This is a genomic window from Mesorhizobium sp. KR9-304, from assembly GCF_040049215.1.
Lineage (GTDB): Bacteria > Pseudomonadota > Alphaproteobacteria > Rhizobiales > Rhizobiaceae > Mesorhizobium_K.
Genome location: NZ_JBDZDN010000005.1, coordinates 179,804 through 196,987 on the forward strand (window position 1 = coordinate 179,804; position 17,184 = coordinate 196,987).

15 protein-coding genes and 3 pseudogenes are annotated in these 17,184 nt (G+C 62.9%); 8 read left to right on the top strand and 10 right to left on the bottom strand.

Annotation, left to right across the window (positions count from 1 at the left end; all coding sequences use genetic code 11):
- Positions 1–13 precede the first annotated feature (13 nt).
- From ABLE71_RS22705 to ABLE71_RS22720, 4 genes are all read left to right on the top strand, one after another.
- Positions 14–1,186 carry an acyl-CoA dehydrogenase family protein gene (locus ABLE71_RS22705; RefSeq protein ID WP_348785759.1) on the top strand — a complete coding sequence of 391 codons (1,173 nt, stop codon included), beginning with the start codon at positions 14–16 and terminating at the stop codon, positions 1,184–1,186.
- Positions 1,187–1,221: 35 nt separating this feature from the next.
- Positions 1,222–2,739 carry an AMP-binding protein gene (locus ABLE71_RS22710; protein WP_348785760.1) on the top strand — a complete coding sequence of 506 codons (1,518 nt, stop codon included), beginning with the start codon at positions 1,222–1,224 and terminating at the stop codon, positions 2,737–2,739.
- Positions 2,736–4,100 carry an MmgE/PrpD family protein gene (locus tag ABLE71_RS22715; protein WP_348785761.1) on the top strand — a complete coding sequence of 455 codons (1,365 nt, stop codon included), beginning with the start codon at positions 2,736–2,738 and terminating at the stop codon, positions 4,098–4,100. Before ABLE71_RS22710 ends, ABLE71_RS22715 begins: the two co-directional genes overlap by 4 nt.
- A gap of 85 nt (positions 4,101–4,185) precedes the next feature.
- Entirely contained in the window at positions 4,186–4,848 is a 663-nt protein-coding gene (locus ABLE71_RS22720) for a TetR/AcrR family transcriptional regulator (RefSeq protein WP_348785762.1), read from the top strand.
- Positions 4,849–5,146: 298 nt separating this feature from the next.
- On the opposite strand, the pseudogene ABLE71_RS22725 reads toward ABLE71_RS22720, so the two are convergent.
- Positions 5,147–5,530, bottom strand: a pseudogene (locus ABLE71_RS22725) (transposase); the annotation flags it as partial.
- A gap of 27 nt (positions 5,531–5,557) precedes the next feature.
- Here ABLE71_RS22725 and ABLE71_RS22730 point away from each other — a divergent pair.
- Positions 5,558–6,357, top strand: a pseudogene (locus tag ABLE71_RS22730) (IS5 family transposase); the annotation flags it as partial.
- Here the strand turns inward: ABLE71_RS22730 and ABLE71_RS22735 are convergent.
- From ABLE71_RS22735 to ABLE71_RS22755, 5 genes and pseudogenes are all read right to left on the bottom strand, one after another.
- Positions 6,354–6,581 (bottom strand): annotated as a pseudogene (locus ABLE71_RS22735) (transketolase); the annotation flags it as partial. The pseudogenes ABLE71_RS22730 and ABLE71_RS22735 sit on opposite strands and share 4 nt — an antisense overlap.
- Before the next feature lie 95 nt (positions 6,582–6,676).
- Positions 6,677–7,672, bottom strand: coding sequence for a TRAP transporter substrate-binding protein (locus ABLE71_RS22740; RefSeq protein ID WP_348785763.1), 996 nt, complete (start codon positions 7,670–7,672; stop codon positions 6,677–6,679).
- Positions 7,673–7,718: 46 nt separating this feature from the next.
- Positions 7,719–8,543 (bottom strand): SDR family NAD(P)-dependent oxidoreductase, encoded by an 825-nt coding sequence (locus ABLE71_RS22745; RefSeq protein WP_348785764.1) that lies wholly within the window; start codon positions 8,541–8,543, stop codon positions 7,719–7,721.
- A 12-nt stretch (positions 8,544–8,555) separates the two neighbouring features.
- Positions 8,556–9,044 (bottom strand): SDR family oxidoreductase, encoded by a 489-nt coding sequence (locus tag ABLE71_RS22750; RefSeq protein ID WP_348785851.1) that lies wholly within the window; start codon positions 9,042–9,044, stop codon positions 8,556–8,558.
- Positions 8,936–9,349: an SDR family NAD(P)-dependent oxidoreductase gene (locus ABLE71_RS22755; RefSeq protein ID WP_348785765.1), complete on the bottom strand. Its 414-nt coding sequence runs from the start codon at positions 9,347–9,349 to the stop codon at positions 8,936–8,938. Before ABLE71_RS22755 ends, ABLE71_RS22750 begins: the two co-directional genes overlap by 109 nt.
- 320 nt (positions 9,350–9,669) lie before the next feature.
- Here ABLE71_RS22755 and ABLE71_RS22760 point away from each other — a divergent pair, with 320 nt between their 5' ends.
- Both ABLE71_RS22760 and ABLE71_RS22765 read left to right on the top strand, forming a co-directional pair.
- Positions 9,670–10,242, top strand: coding sequence for a TRAP transporter small permease (locus ABLE71_RS22760; RefSeq protein ID WP_348785766.1), 573 nt, complete (start codon positions 9,670–9,672; stop codon positions 10,240–10,242).
- Position 10,243: 1 nt separating this feature from the next.
- On the top strand, positions 10,244–11,650 hold the full coding sequence (locus ABLE71_RS22765; RefSeq protein WP_348785767.1) for a TRAP transporter large permease: 1,407 nt from the start codon (positions 10,244–10,246) through the stop codon (positions 11,648–11,650).
- Between the two features lie 10 nt (positions 11,651–11,660).
- Here the strand turns inward: ABLE71_RS22765 and ABLE71_RS22770 are convergent, their stop codons facing one another.
- From ABLE71_RS22770 to ABLE71_RS22785, 4 genes are all read right to left on the bottom strand, one after another.
- Positions 11,661–13,505 carry a hypothetical protein gene (locus ABLE71_RS22770; RefSeq protein WP_348785768.1) on the bottom strand — a complete coding sequence of 615 codons (1,845 nt, stop codon included), beginning with the start codon at positions 13,503–13,505 and terminating at the stop codon, positions 11,661–11,663.
- Between the two features lies 1 nt (position 13,506).
- Positions 13,507–13,833, bottom strand: a complete 327-nt coding sequence (locus ABLE71_RS22775) for a putative quinol monooxygenase (protein ID WP_348785769.1) — start codon at positions 13,831–13,833, stop codon at positions 13,507–13,509.
- Between the two features lie 63 nt (positions 13,834–13,896).
- Positions 13,897–14,937: a Gfo/Idh/MocA family oxidoreductase gene (locus ABLE71_RS22780; protein WP_348785770.1), complete on the bottom strand. Its 1,041-nt coding sequence runs from the start codon at positions 14,935–14,937 to the stop codon at positions 13,897–13,899.
- Positions 14,938–14,941: 4 nt separating this feature from the next.
- A complete protein-coding gene (locus tag ABLE71_RS22785) occupies positions 14,942–15,793 on the bottom strand; it encodes a fumarylacetoacetate hydrolase family protein (protein WP_348785771.1) in 852 nt (283 codons plus the stop codon).
- A 245-nt stretch (positions 15,794–16,038) separates the two neighbouring features.
- Here ABLE71_RS22785 and ABLE71_RS22790 point away from each other — a divergent pair, with 245 nt between their 5' ends.
- Entirely contained in the window at positions 16,039–17,181 is a 1,143-nt protein-coding gene (locus ABLE71_RS22790) for an IS110 family transposase (protein ID WP_348785772.1), read from the top strand.
- Positions 17,182–17,184 lie beyond the last annotated feature (3 nt).

Here is a 17,184-nt window from a genome sequence, read left to right on the forward strand (position 1 = left end):
TCCAGGAAACACGATGACCGTTGAACTCACCGAAGACCAGAGCATGATCGTGGAAACCGCCGGCAAGGTGGGCGCCAAGTTCGGCCTGGACTACTGGCGCGACAAGGACAAAAGCAAGGAATTCCCGACAGAGGCCTGGAAGGCGATCTGCGAGGCGGGCCTGTGCGGCGTGGCGCTGCCGGAGGCCTGTGGCGGTTCCGGGCGCGGCATGCTCGATATGGCGCTGATCATCGAGACGCTTTCCGCCACCGGCGCCGGCTCGACCGTTGGGCAACTCTTCATGTGCAACCCGATCTTCGGCGGCGTGGCCATCGTCAAATACGGCTCGGAGCGGATGAGGACCGAATTGTTGCCAAAGCTGATTTCAGGCGAGCTGCAGTTCTGCATGGCGTTGACCGAGCCGGATGCCGGCTCCAACACGCTGGAGATGCGCGCCTACGCCGCGCCGGACGGCAATGGCTTCCGGCTCAACGGGCAGAAGATCTGGATCACCAACGTGCCTGAAAGCGGCAAGATGCTGGTGGTGGCGCGCACCATGAAATATAGCGAGGCCGCGCGCCGCAGCGACGGCATCTCCATCTTCCTCATCGACACCGGCCGCGTCGGCATCAGTCATGCCAGGATCGATAAGCTCGGCACCAACACGCTCGCCTCCTCCACCGTGTTCTTCGAGGATGTGCGCATCGAAGGCGACGAGCTGATCGGCACGCTGCACAACGGCTGGCCGGAGCTTCTCGACATCCTCAACGCCGAGCGCATCGCGACCACGGCCGGCCTTGTCGGCACCGTGGACCTCGCGATCAAGTTGGCGACCGACTATGCACGCGAGCGGAAGGTGTTTAGGGGCAAGCCGATATCATCCTATCAGGGCCTGCAGTTTCCGCTGGCGCAGGCCTATGCCGAGATGGAATGCGCGCGGCTGATGAACCGGCAAGCGGCCACCCTGTTCGACCAGGGCAAGCCGTTCGGCACGCAGTCGAACATCGCCAAGCTGATCGCGGCGCAAGCCTGTTCGGCGGCCACGGAGCGCGCCATGCAGACGATGGGCGGCATGGGCTATGCAACGGAATTCCATGTCGAGCGGCTGTGGCGCGACTGTCGCCTCTTTCGCTTCGCGCCGGTCTCGGAGGAGATGATCCTCAACTATATTGCGGTGCATCAGCTCGGCATGATGCGCTCCTACTAGCCTAAAACAGCACGGCCGCCTTCTGGGAGGAACATGTGGTCAATCTGAGCTCGTTCATTTATTTCCACGCTCTGCGGCAGGCGGACAAGCCGGCGCTTGTCTATGCCGGCGCTCCTGTCAGCTATGGCGAACTGGACCGCAGGATCGTGCGCGCGGCAGCCTTCCTCGCATCCAAGGTCATTGGCGCGGACGACATCGTGGCGGTGTTCATGAAGAACAGCGCCGCCTTCGTCGAGATCGCTTTCGCCACCAGTCATCTCGGCGCCGTGTTCCTGCCGGTGAACTTCCGCCTGTCTGGCGAAGAGTGCAGCTACATCGTTGCCCATGCCGGCGCCAAGCTGCTGCTGGCCGACGAGGAATTCGCCACCACGGTGGCCGGCATCGACAACGTCGTCTTGCTCGATGTCGCGGCACAATCTGATTCCAGCCGGCTCGCCGCACCCGGCCTACCCGCACCGGGTTCGCATCCGCGCAAGCCGGAAGACCTGTTTCGGCTGATGTACACGTCGGGCACCACCGACCGGCCGAAAGGCGTGATGCACAGCTACGAGAATTTCTACTGGAAATGCATGGACCATGTCATTGCGCTGGGAATGAGCGAAGCCGACAGGCTGCTGGCGGTTGGGCCGCTCTACCATGTCGGCGCCTTCGACCTGCCTGGCATCGCCATATTGTGGGTGGGCGGGACGCTGGTCGTGCAACGCCAGTTCGACGAGACCGAGACGCTGGCGTTGATCGAGGCCGAGCGTGTCACCTGCGCCTGGTTCGCGCCGATGATGGTGGGCCGCATGCTGGCCCTGGAAGGGGCGGAACGGTACGATCTTTCCTCGTTCAAATGGTGCATTGCCGGAGGCGAGAAGACGCCGGAAAACCGCATCCGCGACTTCACCCGGCTATTCAGGGCTGCACGCTTCATCGATGGCTACGGCCTCACCGAAACCTGTTCCGGCGACACGCTGATGGAGGCGGGCAAGGAGATCGAGAAGATCGGCTCGACGGGCCGCGCGCTCGCCCATGTCGAGATCACCATCCGAGACGACGAAGGCGAACTGCTGCCTACGCGAACGGAAGGCGAGATATGCCTGCGTGGACCGAAGGTGACGAAAGGCTATTGGCGCGATCCGAAGAAGACCGAGCAGAGTTTCTACAGTGATTGGTTCCGCAGCGGCGATGTCGGCTACCTCGACGAGGACGGCTTTCTTTTCATCACCGACCGCAAGAAGGACATGATCATTTCGGGCGGCGAGAACATCGCCTCCTCCGAGATCGAGCGAGTGATCTACCAGATGAGCGAAGTGGCCGATTGTGCGGTCATCGGCCTGCCGGACCCGAAATGGGGCGAGCGACCGGCGGCGATCATCGTGGCGCGGGCCGGGCAGGTTCTTTCGGTGGAAGAGGTTCAATCCCGCTGCCGCGCGGCCCTGGCCGGCTTTAAGGTGCCAAGCCGCATCTTCTTCCGCGACGCGCTGCCCAGGAACCCTTCCGGAAAGGTGCTGAAACGCGTGCTGCGCGACGAGCTTGCCGGCGGCATCGAAAGCGAGGCCAAGTCATGACCAAGGAAATCGCGACACTGTCGCAGCGCATCGGCGCCTTCGTCGCCGGCCTGTCCCTGGAAACCCTGCCGGCCGAGGTCACGGAGAAAGCGCGTGTCTGCCTGCTCAATGGTTATGGCATCGGGCTGGGTTGCCATTCGACGCCCTATGCTGGCGTGGCTCGTCACGCTGCGCTGGGCTTCGACGGCGAGCGCCCGGACGGCGCGACGCTGCTGGGCGACGGCCGCAAGGTCGCCGTCAACGCTGCCGCTGTCGCCAACTCCGCTTTGTTCCACGGCCGGGCCCAGGAAGACACCTGTGGCGCTGCCCATCTCGGCGCCATCATGATTCCGTTGCTGACGGCCCTGCTTGAAGCCAAGAAACTGCCAACGGAGCGTCTCATCCCGGCGCTCGTTGCCGGTTATGAAGCCGGCGGCCTGCTCGAAAAGGCCTTTTCGCCTGTCACCACGCCGCGCGGCCTGCGGTCGTCGCCGCTCTACGGCACCATCGCCGCTGCCGCGGCCTCCGCCAGATCGATGGGGCTAGACGCCGCAAAGACGGCAGCCGCGATCGACTATGCCGCCTCCTTCACCGGCGGCATCCTGCAGAGTTTCTCAGAAGGCACCGACGAATGGCGCTACCAGGTCGGCGTCGCCGGCCAGACTGGATTGACCGCCACGCTGCTCGCCGCCAATGGCGCGGTTTCGGCGCCTCACTCGCTCGAGGGCCGCTTCGGCTTCGCCCGTGCCTTCGCCGGAGCGGATTGTGACGTCGAGGACCTCGCCGGCAGGCTTGGCCGGCACTGGGCAATCCGGCGCGTGACGTTCAAGCCCTACCCTGTCTGCGCCTTCAACCAGACGCCTGTCATTGCGGCCCTTGCGCTGAAACAGAAGGTCGGTCAACGCGAGTTCTCAAGGATTAAGGTGCGGATGAACCCCCTGGAGACGGGCTATGCCGGCATGGATTCGAGCGGCCCGTTCCACACCGTCTCCGGCACGCTGATGAGCATTCCCTTCTGCATCGCGCTGACCCTGGTGCGCGGCGAGCCGACGCTGAAGATGATGACGACCTATGATGACGAAACGGTCAACGCGCTGATGTCTAATGTCGAGCTTGTGCCCGACCAAGGCGTGGCGCGGCTCTGCTGCACCATCGAGGCCGAGCTTGCCGACGGCAAGCGGATCGATATCGAGCAGGTCATGACGACGGAAAATTTCAACTACGATCGCTCCACCGTCTCGCAGCTGGTGCGCCGCATCGGCGTGGAGCAGGACGTGCCGGCGAAGGCCTACGATCTGATCGAGGACTTCGCCTTCGGCCTGCCGGGCAAAGGCGTAGAACAGGTTCTTACGGCCTTTGGACTCTGTCCACGCCCTGCGTGAGCCATAACGGCGGATGTCGTCGCGAATCAACGGAATCTGCTAAGATTCTCCCGGCCAGAGCAGCGAACCGACGAGCCCAGGGGAAATGACTGAAACCGAAAAGGGACAGCCAGTGGTGGTGAGACGGGCGCGCAGCCATAAGCCCAAGCGAGAGGAGAATGCGGAGGCAAAGTTCAACGCGCTCCTGCATGCGGCATCCGAAATCGTCGGCGAACACGGTTATGTCGATGCCAGCATTTCGCGCATCACCGAGCGTGCCGGCGTCGCGCAAGGCACGTTCTACAGCTATTTCGAGAGCCGGCAGGATCTGTTCGACCAGTTGCTGCCCAAGCTTGGCGCCGAGATGCTGGCCTTCATCAAGGAGCGCACGCGCGGCGTCACCGACGTTTCGGAACGGGAGCGAAAAGGCTTCATGGCCTTCTTCGACTTCATCGTGCAGAATCCCGACTTCCTGCGCATCCTGAACGAGGCCGAACAGCTGGCGCCGAAAGGGCATGAAGCGCATTTCCAGCTTGTCGTCGCTGGCTACCTCGCCAATCTGCACCGAGATTGGGCGCGTGGCGAATATCCCGGCTACGAGGAACGCGAGTTGGAGGTGATCGTGTACATGCTGCTGGCGGCGCGATCCTATCTGGCGCTGCGCTACGCCAAGGACAAGGACGGCATCAGGCCAATCCCCGGCTGGGTCACCGACACCTATATGAAATTCATCACCTACGGGCTGAAGGGAGAGAGTCAAAATCCGTGAGGTATTAGCTGCGGTACCGTCGCCTTCTGTGGTTGCCTCCCGTTATGCAACAGGTTTCTGACCTTTTGAACGTGTGATCGAGTGCGGTCTTCTGTCAGGCCTTGGTTTGCGGCACTTCCAAAAGCGGCTGGCCGGTATGGTGATCTGCGGATCGGGTCCAAATCTTAACTCCGAGCTTCAATACTCAAAGGCGACGGCTGGTTTTCCCTGTCCTGATCGGTTCGATCATGCGCCCATTCAGGTCATCGACTTCTCACACCCCCTTACCGGCGATGGCCTCCGATGAGCAGCGTCAAACTCACGCCGCCATGGCCAGTGCCGGATCTCGATAATCTTCCTGCTTCGTCAGCATGGCCCAGATTTTCCGGGCCATCTTGTTCGCCAGAGCGATTGCGACCAGCATTCGCGGCTTCTTCGCCAGCATCCGGGCCAGCCACGATCCCTGCACCGGAGGTTTTCGGCTGGCCCAGTTCACACGCGCCATCGCGCCAATGATTAGCAGCCTGCGGATGTCGGCCTGCCCCGCCTTCGACACTCGACCGAGCCTTTCCTTGCCGCCAGATGAGAACTGTCGGGGCACAAGTCCGAGCCAAGCTGCAAAATCACGACCGCCCCGGAAGGTGTTCATGTCGGGCGCAAAAGCCTCGACGGCCATCGCTGTCATCGGCCCAATACCCGGCACGAGGCAGGTCTTCGCCTACGTGGCAGCCTGACATTATGGGTCACGCCGGAAGCCTGGCCGGGTGGCACGCTCCCCGACGCAAGACCCGGGGAGGCCAAGCCCGGTATTCCGATCTTGCTATCGAGACGACCCTGACGCTTGGAACTGTTTTTGGAATGCGGCTGCGCCAGACCGTGGGATTGCTACACTCGCTGCTGGGTCTCATGGGGCTGAATGTGCCTATCCCCGATCATACGACGCTGAGCCGTCGGGCGCTGAAGTGGGAGCCATCAGCCAGACGAAACCAGCCTCTGCCGGACGCCCGCTGCACGTGCTGGTCGACAGCACGGGATTGAAAATATACGGCGCCGGGCAATGGCTGGAGGAGAAACATGGTGCCAGATCACGCCGTCACTGGCGCAAGCTCCATCTGGCAGTGGATGCCAATAATAGCGAGATCATTGCCTATAATCTGACGAATCAGGACACGGATGGTCCTTCCCAGGTGGAGCCGTTGCTCGATCAGATCGCCGGCGAGATTGACCAGTTCACAGCCGACGGGGCCTATGATGGCAAGCCAACCTATCAGATGATCCTGCAGCATAGCAGCACCGCGAACGTCGTCATTCCACCTCGGTCGACGGCAGTGGAAAGCGGTGATACCGGACCGCCTGGTCAACGCGACAAGCATTATCGCGATCGCAAGCGACGGTCGGCTGCGATGGCAGGCTGTTACCGGCTATGGTAAGCGGGCTCTGGTCGAAACCGCCATCGGGCGGTACAAGGCACTGATCGGACGACGCTTGCGGGCTCGTTCGTTCGCCGCTCAGCAGACCGAGGTTGCCATGGAGAGCAGCAGGCGATCGCGGCCTTCCCATTTCGAGTCGTCGGGCCGGTAGTTCATGGCGCGGAAATAGAGCACCGACAGCACGTCGGCGAGGCCGAGCGCCTGAGCGATGTAGCCCTGCCCCTGCACGGCAGCCATCCTGACCGCATTGACCCGGATCCGCCGCGCGTGTTCGGCAAGAGCTGCGAGCGCGGCCTGGCTGTTCGATATGGGTTTGGATGTCATTTCATTGTCTCAGGCGCCGCCCAGCAGGAGTAGCGGGACGCCGCGCCTTGGTTAAGCCGAAGACTGGCTAAACTTGTCAGCCTTGTCTTGGCGAGTCAGTTCGTTGCCGCCTCCAGCAGTTCGGCATACAGGGCGGCATCAACGGTCGGCAAGTACTTTTCCACCACCGGCCTGGTCGCCTGGACGAGCGCATCGTGGAATTCCGGCGACACTTCGGTGATTTCGAGGCCGGCCGCCTTCATTCCTTCGAGTGCTGCGGCGTCCCGTTCCTTGAGCGCCTGGCGCATCGTCTGGACTATCACGTCGGCGCCTTCCTGGAAAAGCTGCTGCTGCTCGGGCGTCAGGCCTTCATAGAAGGTCTTGCCGACGAGGAAGATGTTGGTGTCGTAGATGTGGCCGTCGAGCGTAACGAATTTCTGCACCTCGTGCAGCTTGCTGGCGTAAATGTTGTTGAGCGGGTTCTCCTGTCCGTCCATGACGCCCTGCTGCAACGCCGAGAACAACTCGGCGAAGGACAGCGGCGCGGGATTGGCGCCGAGCGCGCGGAAAATGTCTAGGTGCAGGGGGTTTGGCTGCATGCGGATCTTCAAGCCCTTGAAATCGTCGAGCGACTTGATGGCATGCTTGCTGTTTGTCGTCTGGCGGAACCCGCTGTCGACGATGGCGAGCCCCTTGTAGCCATAATTGTCGAGCCGCGCGAGCAGCTTGTCACCCCACTGGCCGTCCGTCACGCGGTTTGCCGTTTCCTGGCTGGAGAACAGGAAAGGGAAGTTCATGATGTTGAAGTTCTTGTCGATATTGCCGAGGTCGGCCGGGCTCGGGAAGATGCCGTCGACGGCGCCGATCTTGACCGAATCGAGCATCGCCTTGTTGTCGCCCAGTTGGGCGCCCGGATAGATCTCGACCTTGATCGCGCCGTTGGTCTTTTCCTCGATGAATTTCTTGAACGCTTCCGACCCGGTGTTCTGGATGTGCGTCGCTGCCGTCGCCAGACCGATGCGCATGGTCTTGGTGTCTTGCGCATGCGCAGCGCTGAAATAGAGCATCGGTCCCAGCACCAACACCATTCCTGCAATCACTAGATTCTTCATGTGTACTTCCTCCCTGTAACGAGCGGCCTCTTGCCGCCTTTCCGGTTCAGTTCAAGTCTGTGGTGAACTCTTCTCGGCGGCGAGGCGCTCGGCCCGGTCCCAGTTGCCTTTCGGATGCTGGACGGAAAACTTGCCGCCGCTGATCTCGAGTGCGGCGCCGCTGATGTAGCCGGCCTTGGCCGACGCCAGGAATACGACCGGCGCCGCCACCTCCTCGACCGTTCCGGGGCGGTTGAGCGCGATCTGCGACATTGCCAGCGCGCCGCTCTTGGCGATGGTTTCGGCATTCATGGCGGTGGCGATGAAACCCGGCACATAAGCGTTGACGCGGATGCTCCACGGCGCAAATTCTGCCGCCATGCTGCGCGTCATGTTGACGACCGCGGCTTTGGTCGCGCTGTAGAATCCATAAGGGATAGGCGGGAATGACAGATGCGAAAGACGCGGCATTGAGGATGACGCCGCCGGCGTCCTGCCTGCTCATGCGTTCGAAGGCCGCTTGCGCACAGAGATAGACGCTCTTCAGGTTCATGTTGACGGTGTCGTCCCACCGATCCTCGTCAAGCACGGTGAAATCGCTGGCTTCGTGGATTGCGGCGTTGTTGACGCAGACATCGAGCCTGCCCCACAAGCGGTCGACCTCGGCGAACAGGCGTCTCGTACCCTCGACGCTGGCGATATTGGTGTAGAAAGACGCAATGCGCATGTCGGGCGTCTGCAGATTTTTCTCGGCCTGCGCGAGCCGCGCAGTGTCGACGCCATTCAGGAGCACACGCGCGCCCTCGTCGAGGAAAGCTTTCGCGATGGCATAGCCGATGCCGCGGCTGGAGCCTGTGATGACGACCCTTTTGTCCTTCAGTCCGAGATCCATGTCCGCTTCCGATCAGGCCCAGCCGGCGCCGCCGGCAGTCACGCCGCCGTCGATGATGATCGCCTGACCGGTTACGTAGCTCGATGCCTTGGACGACAGATAGATCGCCATGCCGAGCAGTTCTTCCGGCTCGCCTGGACGCTGCAGGGCGATGCGCTCGGACATCCAGCGTCGCTTCTTCTCGTCGGCCCAGACAGCCGCCGAAAGCGGCGTGCGCATGAAGCCGGGGATGATGCAGTTGACTTGGATATTGCGGCTCGCCCACTCGACGGCCATCACTTTAGTGAGCTGCTTCACCGCGCCCTTGGTCGCACCGTAGACGGAAACGTGCGCGAGGCCGATCTCGGAATTGATCGAGCCGATGTTGACGATCTTGCCGCCGCTTGCCGGCATCATCGGGACGATGGCCTGCGACAATTGATAGAGACCGCGCAGATTGACGGCCATGATGCGCTCGTAGGTGCTTTCATCGACGTCGAGGATCGGCTGGCGCTTGTTGATGGCGGCGCAGTGACGAGAATGTCGACGCGACCGAAGGACGATGCGAGTTGGTCGCGCAACGATAGGATCGACGCCTGCGAGGCGAGATCGACGAAGAAGCCTTCAGCCGAACCGCCGCTGTTCTCGATGGTTGCGATAACAGGGTTGAGCGCGTCATGCTGTATGTCGCAGAGCGCCATCGTCGCACCGGCGCGCGCGAGCCCTGTGGCGAAGGTTTGGCCGACGCCGCCGGCCGCACCCGTCACCAGCGCGACCTTGCCCTTTAGCGAGAACATCTCGTCGAGGATTGTAGCCTGGCTTTTCATGGACAGCGGGGGGCTAGAATACGGAATGAAAAATGAGAGGACGGGGACAATGTCCAAGCCCGCAGGGCGACCGCTGTTGATTGTTCCGATGGCAACCTGCTTTTCCTCCCCGACGGCGGCTGCTTTCATCGAAGCGCGCCTTGCGGGAAGACTGATCTTATAGGATAGTGCGCAAATAGCACAACTGTTGTCAAGCATGATGGTATGAAAGGTCTGTCGTTTTGAGGCGCTCCCCGGTAGCGCGCGAAGCGAGAAGGGGATTTCGGCTGGAGAGGATTAGCCGAGATGTGGACCGCGTACCGTCAATCGGGAGGATATTCATGCAAGTGAACCATCCGGCCTCGTCCGTCGAGGAGATGGCGCAGGCCTTCGAGGAGGATGCAGCGCCGCCGGCGGACCTGTCGCGGTACGCCTTCGAGGACTGGCTGACGCTCGCCGTCTTCTGGATGATGGCCGGGTCGGTGTTCCTGCAGTTCTTTACCCGCTACGCGCTGAACAACAGCCTGTCGTGGACCGAGGAGGTCGCCACCAACCTCCTGATGATCGTGGTTTTCATGGGCGCGGCGATGTGCGTGCGGACCTCGCGCCATATCCATGTCGACGTGCTCTACCACTTCCTTCCCAAGGTAGCCGGCCGCGTCCTCGCGCTTGCAGTCGATGTCCTCGTCATAGGCTTCTTCGCCTACATGTCACTTCTCATCTGGCGCTTCGTCGACATTGTCGCGGACCAGCGCATGATCTCGATAGACGTGCCCCGCTCTTTCCTCTTCTACACGCTGTTTGCAGCCTTTTTCCTGATGCTTTTAAGGTCGATCCAGGTTTTCGTCGCCGACGTCAGGCGCGGCTACACGGTGCTCGAAAGTCCAGAAGCTTTCGACGGCCTCGGAGAATGACATGCTCGTTCTGATCGGTTCCTTTCTCGCCCTCATGCTCATCGGCGTGCCGGTTGCGGTGTCGATGGCGGGCTCCTCGCTGCTCTACCTTGCTGTCTACGGGCTGGCGCCCGACATCATCGTGGCGCAGCGCATGCTGAATGGCGTCGAGAGCTTCCCGCTGCTCGCAGTGCCCTTCTTCATCTTCGCCGGCAACCTGATGAATATCGCCGGCGTCACCGGCCGCATCTATACGTTCGCGCTGGCCGTCGCCGGCTGGATGAAGGGCGGGCTGGCGCAGGTCAACATCGTCGGCTCGGTGATCTTCTCAGGCATGTCGGGCACAGCGATCGCCGATGCGGCCGGCATCGGCACGATCGAGATCAAGGCGATGAAGGACCACGGCTATCCGGTCGAGGCGACGGTCGGCGTCACCGCAGCGTCCGCGACGCTTGGGCCGATCTTCCCGCCCTCGCTGCCCTTCGTCATCTACGGCACGATGGCCAACGTCTCGATCGGCGCGCTGTTCATGGCCGGCATCCTGCCGGGCTTGGTGATGACGCTTTTGATGATGATCACCGTCGCGGTCTTCGCTCATCTGAAGGGATGGGGTTCCGATACGCCATTCAGCCTGGCAAAACTCGGCGCCGCGGGCATCGAGATTCTGGTGGTCATAGGCTTCCCGGTACTCGTCTATTTCCTGGTGCTCGTGGGACTGTCGCTCAACCTCGCGGTGGGCATCGCGCTCGTGGCGCTGATTGCGCTCGACTGGTATTTCGACTTTTCAGCCGTGATGGCGCTGATGACGCCGGTGATCCTGATCGGCGGCATGACCATGGGCTGGTTCACGCCGACCGAGGCCGCTATCGGCGCAGTGGTGTGGTCGCTGTTCCTTGGCCTCGTGCGCTATCGCTCGATGACGTTGCGCAACCTCGTCAAGGCAAGCTTCGACACGATCGAGACGACTGCCTCGGTGCTGTTCATCGTAACGGCTGCGTCGATCTTCGCCTGGCTACTTTCGGTGAGTCAGGCCGCGCAACTGTTGTCAGATGCGATCCTAACCGTCACCGACAATCCGTGGATATTGCTGGTCCTGGTCAACCTGCTGGTGCTATTCATTGGCTGCTTCCTCGACACGACCGCGGCGATCACCATCCTAGTGCCGATCCTGCTGCCGATCGCACAGCGGCTCGGAATCGATCCCGTGCATTTTGGCGTGATCATGGTCTTGAACCTGATGATCGGCCTCCTGCACCCGCCGCTCGGCATGGTGCTGTTCGTGCTGTCGCGGGTGGCGAAGCTCTCAATCGAGCGCACGACCATGGCGATCCTTCCCTGGCTGGTGCCGCTCTTCATGGCGTTGATCGCGATCACCTTCATTCCCGAGATCACGCTCTGGCTGCCGAAGCAGTTTGGCCTGATCCAGTAGCGGCCGAGTTTCAGGCGGAGAGCAGGGCAGTCCTGTAAGGCGGCAGGTCGAGCCGACCGGTCTTTTCGGTTGCTGACCATGCCGCGTGGGACTGGAGCAGCCGGGCCTTGCCTAGTCCGATCGGGAGGGAGGAGATCGCCTCGCTGGTCAGGTTGGCGACGAGCGCACGAAGGCTTTGATCGGAACCGTAGGCGACGCCGTAGATTCCGGGTATGCCAATGGCAAGTGCATGACCTTGCGAACCGGCGGCGGAGGTAAGCTCTGCGACGATGGCTTTGATGGGACGAGGCGAGCCGTCCCCGTTCATGATGCCGAACGGTCCGACAGGCGAGCCGAGGATGACCGCCTCGACGCCCGACGCCGATGCATGTGCGGCAGCCGCGACCGCATAAGCGGCGGCGAAGAGCGCGGACTGGCGCGGGTCAATGGTGGCGGACGGCACGCGGCCGTTCGACGGATTGGGTTGGGTGGCGGAACCATACGGATTGTGCCTGACGCCGATCGTGCACGGCCCCAGCCAGACGGGTTTTCCGGGACAGAGCGCGCGAGCGCTCTCGACCAGCGTCGGATAGACCGAGAGCGTCTCGGCGACCGAAGTGTCGTCCGCCGCATGGACAATTGCGGCGACGCTGAAGAAGACGAAATCGCCAGCTTTGCCGGGCGGATTGCGGTTGAACTCAGTGAAATACGACGGCGTGCCCGCGCCGATCTTTCCCGCAAAGCCCGCATGTTTGAGCGCTGCGACCAGTTCGTCGATCGGCGCTTCGCCGTCGGGAAGCGTATTGCTCGGCCGCGTCTTGAACTCGCAGCGCGGCGAGACAAGCAGGGCTGTGGGTTTCAGGCCGGCGGATTTCATCAGGCGTAGAGCCTCGGCGGCTTCAGCTTCCGGATTTTTGGCCGGAAGCACGAGTTCAACGGCGACGGAGGCGCGGCCTTGCTTAGCGAAGGCGGCGATGCGCGACAGTTCGGTGGCGGCGCCAGCTTTCTCCGGATCGAGCCGCGCGACCAGGATTTGCGGGGCGTCGTCAGGCGACAACGTACCGATGCCGGAGTCGTCGACGCACAACGCGATGGCGGGCATGCGTCCGACCGGCGCGCCGAGCGTGAGGCTGGAACAATCTTGATCCAAGGAACCGCGCGACGAAGGCTGGCCTTCGACGCTGACGACGATGCGCTGGCGATCGGAAGCACCCTTGGCGATGACATAGGGGCGCGGCTTGGAGAGCGGACGCACATAGGTCTTGAACGAGGCGTCGGCCCAGTTGCGCTGGTCTTCCATCTCGAAGGCGTCGCCCTCCATCTCTACGGTGCAGGTGACCCCCGGCGCGGCCTCGTGAGTGATCGCTGTTATGTCGAAGGCGGGCTGGTCGGCGCTGATGCGCAGCGGGAAGAAGGTTTCTTCGCGTGTGCCGTCGCTGTGAATGAGGCTCATGCGCGCGCCAGCGGCTTCCGCCGCATGCAGGATGACGAAACCGGTACGGTTGGTGAGAAAATCGGCAAGGGCGACGCCGTCCGCCTCCATTGCAAGCCGGCCGGACGGCTCGCCGCGGATGCGCATTGTGTAGGAAAAACCCGCTCCCGGCTCGCCGCAGAGCCCGTCATAGTCGACGGCGAAGCTGGTCTCGCCTTGCGCGATGCGCAAATTGGAGAGGGCAGGCTTGAACGTGCCCCAGGATGCGTCTCGGGCGAGATAGTTGATGGCGCGCACGATTTCGACACCGCCGAAGCGTATGTCGCGCAGATTGCCGTCCTCGAGCATCGCCGACAACGGTCCCGCGACGAGGCGGTGGCGCTCGGCAGGCGGTTCCTCCGTGCCGAACAGTTCCAACGGACCGACAGTGCCGGCGCTGCTCATCTCAGGCCTTGGCGTTCTGGTCGACGGTGAAGGCGTTTACCGTCTTCTTCCGTACCAGCGTGCGGGTCTGCTCGTCAAAGCTCTTGAAATGGGCGGAGGCGAGATGGACGTCGAAAGCGGCCTGGTCGGTATAGATCTCGTACAGGAAAACCTCGTGTGTGTGAGCCACCGGAAATAGCACGTCGAAGCGAATGCAGCCGGGTTCGAGCGCAACCGACTGGCGTGCGTTCTCGGCGACGAGGCGGTGGAATTTTTCGGCGGCGCCGTCCTCCAGCTCGAAGGTGACGGTGATGGCGTAGCCGTTCGCTGCCGAATTTTCGCGTTCCATTGATGGCTGCTGCAACGTCGTCACCGAGCGCCTCCAGGGCAACGCATCGTCAGCTCCACCGAACTAGCTCCACCGAACGGGCGCGACCGCGCGGTGTTCCGCCGCCGCCTTGTAGGCGGCGTCGACCAGCGCGTAGGTCTTCAAATTGTCCTCGCCGCGCGTCTCGGCGGGCACGCCGCGCTGCAGGCAGTCGAGGAAATGGCGGCAGGCGCCCATCGCGCCTTCCTGGCTGACATGCCAGGGATGCGAGGTCCAGGAAAGCAGCGGCGCGCCGATGTCGCTTGTCGTGGCCTTGCCGTCGCTGGTCAGCTTCATTTTGCAGCCGGCCGTCACGATGATCGAGCCGCGCGGACCCTCGATCTCCAAAAGCGTTTCGGGGAACCAGTCGTCGGCGCGGCGCGCCTCGTAGGTGGCTTCGACCACGCTGACGGCACCGCTCTCGTGGCGGAGCAGCATGGTGGCGGTATCGTCCTCGGCCTTGACCCTGGGATTGCGGCGCTGGATCTCGCAGGAGATGCGCGAGACATCGCCGAGCAGGAAGCGTGACACGTCGAGCACATGGACGCCGACATCGGCGATGACGAGCTTCTCCTCGTCGAGGAAATAGGGCTGGGTCTTGTAGACGTCGAAGCCGGTGCGAAAGGTGATGCGCGCCCAACTCGGCTCGCCGATGGCGCCCGAGTCGATCACCTTGCGCACGGCGCGCAGCGGCGCCTGGAAGCGAAAATTCTCGTGCACGGCGAGCCAGACGCCGGCCTTTCTTGCCGCGTCGACGATGGCCGTGGCGTCCTCCCAGGTCGGCGCGAAGGGTTTCTGGACAATGGTCGAGACGCCATGCGCGATTGTGGTCTCGGCGATCGCGCGATGCGTGTCCTGGCGCGTCACGATGTCGACCGCGTCGAGCTTTTCCGTGGCGAGCATTGCCTTCACGTCGGTGTACCAGGGCACGCCGAACGTTTCGCCGGCGGCTTTCGCCTTGGCCGGATCGACATCGCAGACCGCGGTGAGCGCGGCGCCAAACGGGGCGAGGTCGCGCCAGGCGTTGAGATGGTTCTGCGCGTAGAAGCCGCAGCCGATGACGCCAATGCGGATGGTCGTGCCCATAAGATCAGCCGGCGACGATCGGCGTTCTGAGGATGCCAATGCCGGCCGCCTCGATCTCGACCACGTCGCCGGCCTTCATGAAGATTTGCGGGTTCTGGAAGACGCCGACGCCGGCCGGCGTGCCGGTGGTGACGATATCGCCGGGTTCCAGCGGCATGAAGCCGGAGAGGAAGGAGATGAGCTGAGGCAGCGGAAACAGCCAGTCGGACGTGCTGCCGTCCTGCAGCGTGCGGCCGTTGAGGCGGGTTTTCAGCGCCACATTGTCCGGCCGGGTCAGCTCATCCGATGTAACGATGCAGGGCCCGATCGGCGCGTAGCCGGCGAGGTTCTTGCCGATGGTGATCTGGTTGTCCTTGAACTGCACATCGCGCGCCGAGATGTCGTTGAGCAGCGTGTAGCCGAAGATCGCCGGCATCACGTCGGCCTCCTTTGCCTTGAACAGGCGCTTGCCGATGACGGCGGAGAACTCGACCTCGTAGTCCATCTGGCTGGTGCGGTCGGTTTTCTCGACCGGTGTCTCGGGGCCGACGACGGAGCTCGGCAGCTTGGCGAAGAAGAAGGGTTCGGTGGGCATCTTGGCGTTGGGATTCTCCAGCGCATGGCCTTTGTAGTTGATGCCCGAGCAGAGAACTTTTCCCGGCCGGATCGGCGCTTCGAGCTTGACGTCCGACAGCGAATAGCGCGGCGCCTTGGCGAGACCGGCGCGCACCTTGTCCAGCGCAGATTTGCCGCCGTCGATGACCTCCAGCACACTGTTGGTTATGCCGGCTTCCGTGAGGCAGGCGACCTGATCGCCCTCCAGCACGCCGGCGTGAAAATTTCCGCCCGAGCGGTGCGAGAATGTGACGAGTTTCATGCGGCCCTACCAATGAGATGCGTTTCGACGCCTGCCTTTTCGTGACGGTCTAATTGACCGATCATGGTTGAAGGCAGGGGACCGGGGATGGCTATCATGCTGGCCGCCCTTGATGGCTCCGGAGGCAGAACCACCCGGTCCCGACGCCCGCCCCGACCGCTGATTAGGCTCTGCGGATCATCGCTGTGTAGGGCGAGGACGGCGTGGGAGGGTTGCCGAACGGAGGACACATCAGGGAGGAGATCGTGAAGCTTTATGTCGGCGTGGATGCCGCCAAGGATACTCACTGGGCCTGTGTGATCGACGGCGACGCCAGGCCTGTCTTCAGCCATGCTGTCGCCAACGATCCGGAAGGCATCGAGGCGCTGGTTGGCGAACTTTCGATACTGGAGGCCGACGCCACGACGGTCGCGCTCGATCTGCTCGGCGGCTCGGCGACGCTGTTGTGCGCGATGCTGGCCGAGGCCGGCTTGCGGGTCGTCCACACGCCCGGCCTTGCGGTCAACCGCGCCCGGCAGGGCATGCGCGGCGGCGAGAACAAGTCTGACCCCAGGGATGCGGCCACCATCGCCGATCTCGCCCGCACCCGCACCGATCTGCGCCCTGTCGAGGTCGAAACTGAGATCGATGTCGACATCCGCCTGCTGGTCGGCCGCAGGCGCGAGGTCGTCGTCGACCAGACCCGCCGTCTTTCCCGGCTGCGTGACCTGCTCTCCTCGCTCTTCCCGGCGCTGGAGCGACGCATCGACGTCAAGACCAAGACCGGCCTCGTCTTCCTGAGCCTGTTCGCCGCGCCACACGAGCTGCGCAGCGCCAAGTCCGACCGCATCGTCCGCCAGATCGCAAAGGCGGCTCCTCACATGCGCGGCGTCGAACTCATGGCCCGCGACGCCATCGCGCTGGCAAAGGCCCAGACCATCGATGTTCCCGGCGCCGCCACCCGTGCCAGACTGGTCAAGGACCTCGCCGCCGAAGCGCTCGCCGCCAGGGCGCAGCGCGACCCTGACGCAGCCCTCATCCGCAGCCTGCCGGGGATGGGGGCCGTGCTGACGGCAGACATCGCATGCGTCGGCACCGGACGCCGCTTCCGATCCGCAGACGCTCTCGCCGCCGCCGCAGGCCTCAATCCTGTCTTGCGCCAGTCCGGAAAGTCCCGCGCCATCCGACGCTCCACAAGCGGCGACAAGAACCTCAAGCGCGTCTTCTTCCAGTCCGCCTTCAATGCCCTCGCAGACCCCGAAAGCTGTGCCTTCTACCAACGAAAGCGCGCCGAAAGGAAACGCCACAACCAAGCCGTCATCGCACTGGCTCGTCGGCGCGTGAACGTCGTCTGGGCTATCCTCCAAACCAGAACCCCATTCACCCCAAACTTCAAAAATGCAGCTTGACTG

Excerpts from the sequence above, each read along its gene's own strand:
- ABLE71_RS22705 (WP_348785759.1), top strand. The coding sequence starts at position 14 with ATGACCGTTGAACTCACCGAAGACCAGAGCATGATCGTGGAAACCGCC.
- ABLE71_RS22715 (WP_348785761.1), top strand. The coding sequence starts at position 2,736 with ATGACCAAGGAAATCGCGACACTGTCGCAGCGCATCGGCGCCTTCGTC.
- ABLE71_RS22720 (WP_348785762.1), top strand. The coding sequence starts at position 4,186 with ATGACTGAAACCGAAAAGGGACAGCCAGTGGTGGTGAGACGGGCGCGC.
- ABLE71_RS22740 (WP_348785763.1), bottom strand. The coding sequence starts at position 7,672 with ATGAAGAATCTAGTGATTGCAGGAATGGTGTTGGTGCTGGGACCGATG.
- ABLE71_RS22745 (WP_348785764.1), bottom strand. The coding sequence starts at position 8,543 with ATGGATCTCGGACTGAAGGACAAAAGGGTCGTCATCACAGGCTCCAGC.
- ABLE71_RS22755 (WP_348785765.1), bottom strand. The coding sequence starts at position 9,349 with ATGAAAAGCCAGGCTACAATCCTCGACGAGATGTTCTCGCTAAAGGGC.
- ABLE71_RS22760 (WP_348785766.1), top strand. The coding sequence starts at position 9,670 with ATGCAAGTGAACCATCCGGCCTCGTCCGTCGAGGAGATGGCGCAGGCC.
- ABLE71_RS22765 (WP_348785767.1), top strand. The coding sequence starts at position 10,244 with ATGCTCGTTCTGATCGGTTCCTTTCTCGCCCTCATGCTCATCGGCGTG.
- ABLE71_RS22770 (WP_348785768.1), bottom strand. The coding sequence starts at position 13,505 with ATGAGCAGCGCCGGCACTGTCGGTCCGTTGGAACTGTTCGGCACGGAG.
- ABLE71_RS22775 (WP_348785769.1), bottom strand. The coding sequence starts at position 13,833 with ATGGAACGCGAAAATTCGGCAGCGAACGGCTACGCCATCACCGTCACC.
- ABLE71_RS22780 (WP_348785770.1), bottom strand. The coding sequence starts at position 14,937 with ATGGGCACGACCATCCGCATTGGCGTCATCGGCTGCGGCTTCTACGCG.
- ABLE71_RS22785 (WP_348785771.1), bottom strand. The coding sequence starts at position 15,793 with ATGAAACTCGTCACATTCTCGCACCGCTCGGGCGGAAATTTTCACGCC.